Source organism: Nocardiopsis sp. iso_25 (assembly GCF_056173305.1).
Window position 1 is genome coordinate 6544351 of record NZ_CM149667.1, and the last position, 9505, is coordinate 6553855.

The 9505-nt window shown below is 68.3% G+C and carries 2 protein-coding genes; both read right to left on the reverse strand.

Annotated features, from left to right (window positions below; genetic code table 11):
* Positions 1–2: 2 nt before the first annotated feature.
* On the reverse strand, positions 3–263 hold the full coding sequence (locus tag AC0VX6_RS28105; protein ID WP_475466928.1) for an acyl carrier protein: 261 nt from the start codon (positions 261–263) through the stop codon (positions 3–5).
* A 68-nt stretch (positions 264–331) separates the two neighbouring features.
* Positions 332–9505, reverse strand: coding sequence for an amino acid adenylation domain-containing protein (locus AC0VX6_RS28110; protein WP_475466930.1), 9174 nt, complete (start codon positions 9503–9505; stop codon positions 332–334).

The window sequence follows — 9505 nt, forward strand, 5'->3', positions numbered from 1 at the left end:
ACTCACGCCACCCGGCCCCCGGCCGCGCCCGCCTCGCTCAGGTGCTGGGCCAGCTCGCCCAGGTCGCGCGGCCCGAAGGTCTCGACCAGGGGGATGTCGAGGTTCATGCCCTCCAGGACCGTCGTGATGATCTCAGCCCGGTCCATCGAGTTCGCACCGAGGTCGGCCAGGGTGTCCGACTCCTCGAAGGCGTGGTCCTGGAGTTCCGGCAGGACCTCGCGAACGGCGTCGACGATCAACGGGAAGACTTCTTCTTTTCGCATTCTCACACCATCGGTTTCTGGGATCTGTGTCGGGTCAGGGCAGCGATCGAGGCGGTGGGCGCGCCCCCTCAGGAGCGGTCCCTCGCGGCGGCGAGGAGTTCGGAGAGATCGGCTCCCGGGTTCACGACCGCTTTCAGCAGCAGCCCTTCGTAGAGGGAGACCATGTGCTCGATGGTCCTCTTGTCGAACAGGTCGGTGCTGTACTCCATGTGGCCCCGGAGCCCCGAGGGGGTCTCACGCACCACGAGGTTGAGGTCGAACTTCGCGACCCCTCCCTCCCACGGCTCCGGGAGGAATCCGAGTTCCGGAGAGTCCTCGCCGGACGGCTCCGCCCCTGCCTTGGGGACCAGGTTGAACATGGCCTGGACCAGCGGCGGATACGCCGGGTCCGGGTCCGGGTCCAGCACCTCGGCCAGGCGGGCGAACGGCAGGTCCCTGTTCTCGTGGGCCTCGGCCGCGACCCGCCGTGTCCGCGACAGCAACTCCGGGAAGTCCTGTTCGGCGCTCACGTCCAGGCGCATCACGAGCACGTTGACGAAGTAGCCGACGACGTGCTCCAGGTCGGGATGGGGCCGGTTCGTGACCGGGGTTCCGATCGCCAGCTCACAGTCCTCGCTGTAGGAGCCCAACAGCACCGCGAAGGCCGACAGGAGGGTCATGTACAGAGTGACGCCGTGTTCGTCGCTGAAGCGGTGCAGTTGAACGAGCAGCTCCCGGGAGATCTCCAGGTCCACCGACGCGCCCCGGTAGGTCCGCACGGGGCACCTCGGGTAGTCGGTCCGCAGGGACGGGCGCCACGGGAGCCCGGACAGCCGCTGCCGCCAGTACGTCTCCTGACGGTCGAGTTCGGCCCGCCCGACCGTCTGGTGCTGCCAGTAGGCGAAGTCCGCGTACCGGACGGGAAGCGGGGGGAGGGATGGCTCGCCGCCCCGGCTCAGCTCCCGGTAGAGGACGTTCAGATCCGACAACAGGACCGCGGTCGACCAGCCGTCGAGGACGCCCCACGGGCGTGTGACGACGGCGACGTGTTCGAGCTCCGACAGGGCCAGGACCCGGACGCGGATCATGTGGGGCTCGTCGGGGGCGAAGGGCCGGTCCCGCTCCACACGCATCAGCTCCGCGACCGCGGCTTCCCCGCTCACCTTCTCGAAGGACACGGCGAAGCCGGCGGCCGCGTTCACCCGCTGCACATGGGTGTCGCCGCGCCGGTGGTAGCTGGTGCGTAGGATCTCGTGGCGTTCGACGAGCCTCTCGCAGGCGGCGGCGTAGGCGTCGCGGTCGAGTCGGCCGATGACCCGGTAGGCCGTCTGAACGTTGTCGTACGACGACGCGAGGTGGTCGGGGCGGTTGAGGAACCACAGTTCACTCTGTTGGAGGGAGAGCGCAACGGCCTCGCCGTCATCGGCCACGCGAACAAGCGGTACCGTCTCGGTTTCGGCCCCGCCGCCCTCAAGGGCGGCGGCCATCTCCCCGACGGTGGCCCCGGTCAGGACCAGCCGCAGCGGGAGTTCGGCTCCAGTCTCCTGTTTGACCCGCATGGTGAGCCGCGTGGCCAGCAGGGAGTGGCCGCCCAGGTCGAAGAATCCGTCCCTCAGCCCCACCCTCTCCAGGCCGAGGACCTCCTGGACCAGGCGGCACAGCGTCCGCTCCGTTCCGGTGGTCGGCTCGACGTAGGCCTCCTTGTGCACGTCGCCCTCGTCCGGTGCGGGCAATGCCCGTCTGTCGACCTTTCCGTTGGGGGTGAGCGGCAGCGTCTCCAGGGCCACGAAGACACTCGGCACCATGTACTCGGGGACCCTGTCCGCCAGATGGTCCTTCAGGAGGCGGGCCATCGCCTGACCCACCCGGGCGATCTGGGGGACGTTCGCCAGACGCGGCTGGCGGTACGCGCCACGAGCACGTACGCGCGGACGCTCCTCCCTTCCGAAGACGAGGTCGAGACCGTCCGGCCGGTCCTGGGACCACGTCGCCGCGGCGCGGAAACCGAGCCCTTCCGCGTACCGCAGCAAGGATTCGAGGGCGTCCACGCGTTCCCGCGCGGAGACCGAGAGCCGGGAGGAGCGCTGGAGCGGCTCCACCGGTCGTGCGGCGGGCCAGTGCGTCAGCCCCTCGCTGATCCGGACATCGTCCTCGACACGGGGGTTGGCCAGCCCGGTCACCCCGAACGCGCGGGGGCCGCCCTCCCTCAGGAGGGACCACACCTCCTCGGCGGTCGCGGCCTCCAGCCACGGCAGGGGTCCGGACGGCTCGCCGCCGCCCCTTCCTCCCTTGACCAGCACGACGTCGTAACGGTAGCCGAGCATCTCGTTCTCGCCGGTTCCGCGCTTGAGCACGATGTCGACGGCGTCCAGGTCCGGGAAGCGCTCGGAGATACGCGCGAAGTAGGTGGGGCTCACCAGGAGTTCCGTCTCCTGCTGGCGGCGACGCTGTACCCGGGCGGCCAGCTCGCCGACCGGCACCCGCCCCGCTCCACGTCCGCGCTCGACCGCGCACAGGTGCGCCGAGAACAGGTCGAGGTTCCGGACGTCCCCGACCAGGATCCGGCCGCCCTCCTTCAGGAGCGGCAGCAGCCTGGCGATGGCCTCGTCCAGATACCGGCGGTTCGGGAAGTACTGTGCGACGGAGTTGATGACAACGGTGTCGTACCCCTCCTCCACGGACTCCGGCAAGGAGAGGGCGTCCGCCTGCCCGAGCGTGACGTGGGACCAGCCGCGCTGGTCGATCCCCCGTTTGACTCCAGCCAGTGCCGACGCGGAGATGTCGACGGCGTGGACCGACTCGCAGAGCTCCGCGTAGCGGTAGAGCAGGAGGCCCGTGCCGCAGCCGACCTCCAGCAGCCGCCTGGGCCTCAGCTCCGCGATCCTGGCCACCGTGTCGTCGATCCACTCCCGCATCTCGGGCTCGGGGATGGGCTCGCCGGTATAGCTGCTGTTCCAGCCGACCAGGTTCAGGTCGTCGCCCCCGCCGTCCCCGTCGGCCTCGGAGTACTGGTCCTCGAAGAGCCGCAGCCACTGGTCCAGCCGCTCCTCGTTCTGTTCCCGTGCGGCTTCCTCCAGGTACTCGTCCGAGGGGCACACGTGGGCGACGAGTTTCCTGGTCTCGCCGAACGATTGCGGAGTGACCGCCACCCCGCTCACCGAGGGATGGCTGAGCAGAGCGCTCTCGATCTCACCGGGTTCGACCCGAAACCCTCGGATCTTCACCTGGTCGTCGATGCGGCCGACGAATTCCAGGGTGCCGTCGGGTAGCCAGCGCGCCAGGTCGCCGGTGCGGTAGAGCCTCGCCTCCGGGTCGTCTGAGAACGGGTCGGGGACGAACCGCTCCTTCGTTCGCTCCGGGTCGTTGAGGTATCCGCGCGCCACACCGGCGCCGCCCACACACAGCTCGCCGACCACACCGCGCGGGACCGGTCGAAGGTTCCGGTCGGTGACGTAGGCGGTCGACTGCGCGATCGGCGCCCCGATGGGGATCACCTCGTCCTCCTCCACGTCCCGGGGGATCACGTGGCAGGTGGAGGCGATACTGTTCTCCGTCGGGCCGTAGGCGTTGACGACCGTCAGCCCCGGCTGTGCCCGGTGGAGCCTGCGCACGTCACGGGCCGAGAACGCCTCGCCGCCCACCCCGAGGTACTCCAGGGGCAGTCGGCGCCGCTCCGACGCTTCGGCGAACGCCGGGAGGAACGCGGCCGACAGGCCCATCGTGTTCACGCCCGCGCGCTCGACGGTGTCGAGGAGCCGCTCGACGTCCTTGGCGTCGCCGTCGTGGAGGACCAGGCGCCCACCGCACGTCAGCGGGCAGAGGATCTCCTGGGATCCGACGTCGAACGAGATCGACGAGTGGTGCAGCATCACCGTGTGCTCGTCCGACGTGAAGTAGTCGGGGTTGCGCACTAGGCGGACCACTCCGCGCTGCGGCACCTGGACGCCCTTGGGACGGCCGGTGGAGCCGGAGGTGAAGATGACGTAGGCCAGGTGTTCGGGGGTCAGGCCGAGTTCCTCGCGGGACGGTCCGTGTTCGGGCCGGCCCTCCAGGACCTGGCTCCGGTCCGCGGCCAGCTCCCCGGTGTCGAGGTGGAGGACGGTGACGGTGTCCCCCAGGAGTGAGGTCGGCAGGTGGGACTGGCTGAGGGCGAGGGAGACGCCGGAACCCTCCACCAGGGCCCTGACGCGCTCCTCGGGGTAGGCCGGGTCGATCGGCACGTACGCCCCGCCCGCCTTGAGGATGCCGAACAGTCCGATCACCGTCTCCGGTGACCGCTCCGTGTACAGGCCGACCAGCGTGTCCGGCCCCACACCGCGGTGACGGAGGTAGTGGGCGACCCGGTTGGCACGGGCGTCGGTCTCGGCGTAGGTCAGCCGCAGGTCGCCGTACTCCACGGCGACGGCGTCCGGACGCCGGGCGACCTGTTCCTCGAAGAGCTCGAACAGGCATCTGTCGTGCGGGTAGGGCTTGGCCGTGTCGTTCCACTCCGCCAGGAGCCGGTGTTCGGCCGGTGGCACGACGTCGATGTCGAGTGCCTGGGTCCCCGCCCCGTCGTCCTCGGCCAGGGCGCCGACGATCCCCTCGACCGCGGCCTGCACGTAGTCCAGGACCGCGTCGGGAGAGACGGAGTCCTCAACCTGCGCGTTCATCGACAACTCGTCGCCGAGGTCGTCGACCGACACGCCCACCGGGTAGTTGGTGCGGTCGACCGCGTCCAGCCAGCGGACTCCCCATTCGTCGAGGCCGGTCAGGCCGCGCTCCCCCTCTCCCGGGTCGTAACGTCGGAAGTTGAGGCCCGAGCTGAACAGCGCCGCGTCGCCGCCCAGCCCGCTGCACCGCTGCGCGAGGACCAGCGAACTCTGCTCGTGGAAGATCAGCTCCTTGAGCGAGGCGTCGACCTCCGAGACCAGGTCCCGGACGCTTCTGTCCCCCAGGCGTACCCGCAGGGGCAGGGTGTTGATGAAGTTGCCGAGCATCCGCTCCACACCCGCCACGCCCTGCAGTCTCCCCGACAGGACGGTGCCGAACACGACGTCGTCGCGGCCGGTGGCCGCGGCGGCCACCAGGGCCCAGGCGGCGTGGAAGAGGCTCGCCGGACTGGCTCCCGCGCGCCGCGCCTGGGTACGGAGGGCCTCGTCGAGGTCCCGGGGCAGGGAACGGCGGGAGGAGAGGATCCGGCTGCCGTCGCCGTGGACGTCGGACAGTTGGAAGGGGGTGGTCGGTTCGGTGAGGTCGCCGAGCTCGCCGCGGAAGAACACCTCCGCGTCGTTCGACGCCAGATGGTGGAGTGTGTGGCCGACGAAGTCCCTGAAGGGCACCGACGGCGGCAGGCTCTCGGAGTCCCCGGCCATGTGGCTCGCCAGCTCCTCGAGGATCAGCCGCAGGGACGTCGCGTCCTCGATGAGGTGGTGGACGCTCAGGAGCAGGAAGCGCCGCGGGGAACGCGGGTCCTCCGCGATCCTCAGCCGCATGAGGGGCGCCCGGCCCAGCGCGATGACCCCGGGATCGTCGAGGAAGGCGCGGGCCTGTTCCTCAGCGTCCGCGTCGGCGGACAGCTCGGTGCGTTCCACGTCCAGGCGGACCTGGCGCAGGACGACCTGCACGGGTTCCGCGAGGTCCTCCGTCAGGACCACGGTGCGCAGGACGTCGTGCCGGTCGACGAGTGCCTGGAGGGCGGTCACGAACCTCGCGCAGGTTCCCTCGTCCGGTGCGGTGAGCAGGATGGGGATGACGTAGGGATCGTTCTCGGGGTCCATCAGGTGGTGGACGAGGATGCCCTGTTGCGCGGGGACGAGCGGGTAGACGTCCTGGACGTTCAGTGCTCCGCCGGGCACCCGCGCCACAACGGACTCGGTCTCGGCGGCGGTCAGGTCGACCAGCGGAAGCATCTCCGGGGTGATCCGGTCGCAGCCGTCCGGGATGCGGTTGGGGGGAACGGTGTAGCCGGGGCGGTGCCCGGCACGGTCGATCTCCTCCGCGAGGTGCGCCAGGGTCGGTGCGCGGAAGACCTCGCGCACGGGCACGTCGATCCCGTGTTCCCTGAGGCGGGCCACCAGCACAGTGATGAGCAGTGAGTGGCCGCCCAGGGCGAAGAAGTTGTCGTCGGCGCTGATCCGTTCGGCGTCGAAGCCAAGGACCCGTGCCCACGCGTCCGCCAGCAGCCGCTCGGTCGGGGTGCCCGGTGCCACGTACTCCCGTCGGGCGTAGGATTCGATCCCCGGAGCGGGCAGGGCCTTGCGGTCGAGCTTGCCGTTGGTGGTGAGGGGAAGCTCGTCCAGCGTGACGAAGGCGCTGGGCACCATGTGCTCCGGAAGCATGCGCTCCAGGTGACGGCCCAGTTCGGTCTGGTGGTTCGGGATCCGGCCCCCGTCCCGGGGAACGACGTAGGCGACCAGTTGTTTGTCGCCGGGCTGGCCCTCCCGTGCGATCACCGCGCACGACCGGACCGCGGGGTGTTCGTTGAGGTGGGCCTCGATCTCCCCCAACTCGATACGAAAACCCCGCACCTTCACCTGATCATCCGCACGCCCCACATACTCCAACTCACCCCCGGACAACAACCGAACCACATCACCCGTCCGATACATACGCCCACCCGAAAACGGATCATCAACAAACCGCTCCCGCGTCAACTCCGGACGATTCAAATACCCACGAGCAACACCACCACCCCCAACAAACAACTCACCAACAGCCCCCACCGGAACCGGCTCACCACCCCCATCCAAAACATACGTCCGCAAATCAGAAATACGACACCCAATCGGACTCGACGACGCCCCCTCCACATCCTCAACCGACAACAACCGATACGTCACATGAACCGTGGTCTCAGTAATCCCATACATATTGACCAAATCAACACCACGATTCACCCCCCGACGCACCCACGGCCGCAACGACGCCACATCCAACGCCTCACCACCGAACACCACCACACGCAAACAATGCCCAGCCGCATCATCCCCCTGCGCAGCCACCAACTGCCGAAAAGCACTCGGCGTCTGATTCAGAACCGTCACACCAAACGAACACAACAACCCATAGAAATCCCTCGGACTACGCGCCGTCTCCTGCGACACCACCACCAAACGCCCACCATGCAACAACGCCCCCCACATCTCCCACACAGAGAAATCAAAAGCGAAAGAATGGAACAACGTCCACACATCACCAGCACCAAAACCGAACCACCGGTCCGTCGCCGTGAACAGACGCGTCACATTACGATGCTCAACCACCACCCCCTTCGGAGCACCAGTCGAACCCGACGTATAAATCACATACGCAACATCAGAAGGCGAACACCCCACCTCACCACCGGAAAGATCCCCACCCGACAAACCCTCCCACGCAGCAGAATCCCCCCACACATCCACCACACGAACACCAGAAGTGTCCAACCCCCCAGCGACAGGCCCGTCCACCACCAACACACCCGGCGCCGCATCACGCAACACATAACCCAAACGATCCACCGGATACGCCGGATCCAACGGCACATAACCACCGCCAGCCTTCAATACAGCAAGCACACCCACCACAAGCTGCTCACCACGCGAAAGACACAACGCCACCAACACACCCGGACCCACACCCAAATCACGCAGATAACGCGCCAAACGATTCGCCCGAGCGTTCAAATCCCCATACGAAACCGAACCACCACCCTCCAACACAAGAGCGACGGCATCCGGCGAAGAACCCGCGACCTCCTCGAACCACTCATGCACACACCGACCCACCTCGAACGAACCCCCGGGCTCGTTCCACTCCTCCAACACCCGACGACGCTCGGCATCGTCAAGCATCGGGAGTCGGGAGACGCGCTCGCCGGGGTCGGCCACGATCGAGGAAAGGAGGGTCGTGTAGTGGCGGACGAAGCGCTGGACGGTCTCCCGGTCATAGAGGTCGGTGTTGTACTCGACGGAGCCGGCCAGACCGTCGGGTCCTTCCCTCAGTTCGAGGGTGAGATCGAACTTCGTGACCCGGTAGTCGACGTCCATCGGTGAGATCTCGAGGTCGCCCAGCCGGACGACGCGCTCGGTCCGCTCCTCCTGGAGCACGAACGCCACCTGGAAGAGCGGTGAGTGGCTGAGGCTGCGATCGGGCTGCAACGCGTCGACCACGGCCTCGAAGGGCACGTCCTGGTGGTCGTAGGCCCGCAGCGCCGTCTCCTTCACCCGGGCCAGCAGCTCGTGGAAGACCGGGTCGCCCGCGAGATCCGCCCGCATGACGAGCGTGTTGACGAAGAAACCGATGAGGTCCTCGACCTCCAACCGGTTGCGGTTGGCGACGGGCGAGCCGATGGTGATGTCCTCCTGGCCCCCGTAGCGGTTCAACAGCACCGCGTAGGCGGTCAGGAGGACCATGTACAGGGTCGCCCCGTGCTCCTCGCCGAGTCCCCTCAGGGACCGTGTGAGCTCGGCCGGCACGAGGAAGTCCTCACGCGATCCGTGGTAGGTCTTGACCGTGGGCCGAGGCCTGTCCGTCGGCAGCGACACCTGCGGGTCGGAGCCCTGGAGCTGTTCTCTCCAGTGGTCGACCCGGCGTCCGAGCACGTCGTCGACGAGCCACTGGCGCTGCCAGTGGGCGTAGTCCGCGTACTGGACGGCCAGGGGCTCCAGGGGGTCGGGGCGGCCGTCGCGGAACGCCTCGTACAGAGCGGTCAGCTCCCTGGAGAAGACCCCGAGCGACCACCCGTCGGAGACACTGTGGTGCATGGTCACCAGAAGGACGTGCTCGTCCGGGGACCGCCGCAGCAGGCGGGCCCTGATGAGGGAGTCGTGCTCCAGGTCGAAGGGGGTCATCGCCTCCTTCTCGCAGAGGGAGGGGAGCTCCGCCGGATCCGCCAGGTCCTCCTCGCCCACCTCGAAGCCCCGGCCGTCGCCGACGACCTGGTAGGCGACGCCGTCGCGTTCCGCGAGCCGGGTGCGCAGAACCTCGTGCCGCTCCACGATGGCCTCCAGGGCGCGCAGCAGCGCACCCCGGTCCAGAGGTCCGCGCAGTCGGAGCGCCAGCGGGATGTTGTAGTGGGCGTTGGTCCCCTCCATCCGGGCGAGGAACCACAGGCGCTGCTGGGCGAAGGAGAGCTGGACCGGCTCGTCACCGGCGGTGGGGCGGGGAGGGATCGATTCCAGTGCCGCGAGGTCGACCCCCCTCCGCGCGAGCACGGCCCTCAGCGCCCTCTGCTTCTTGGGGGACAGTGACCTGATCCTCCGGAGGAGATCGATCGTGTCGTCGGTGTTCGTCGTCTTCAT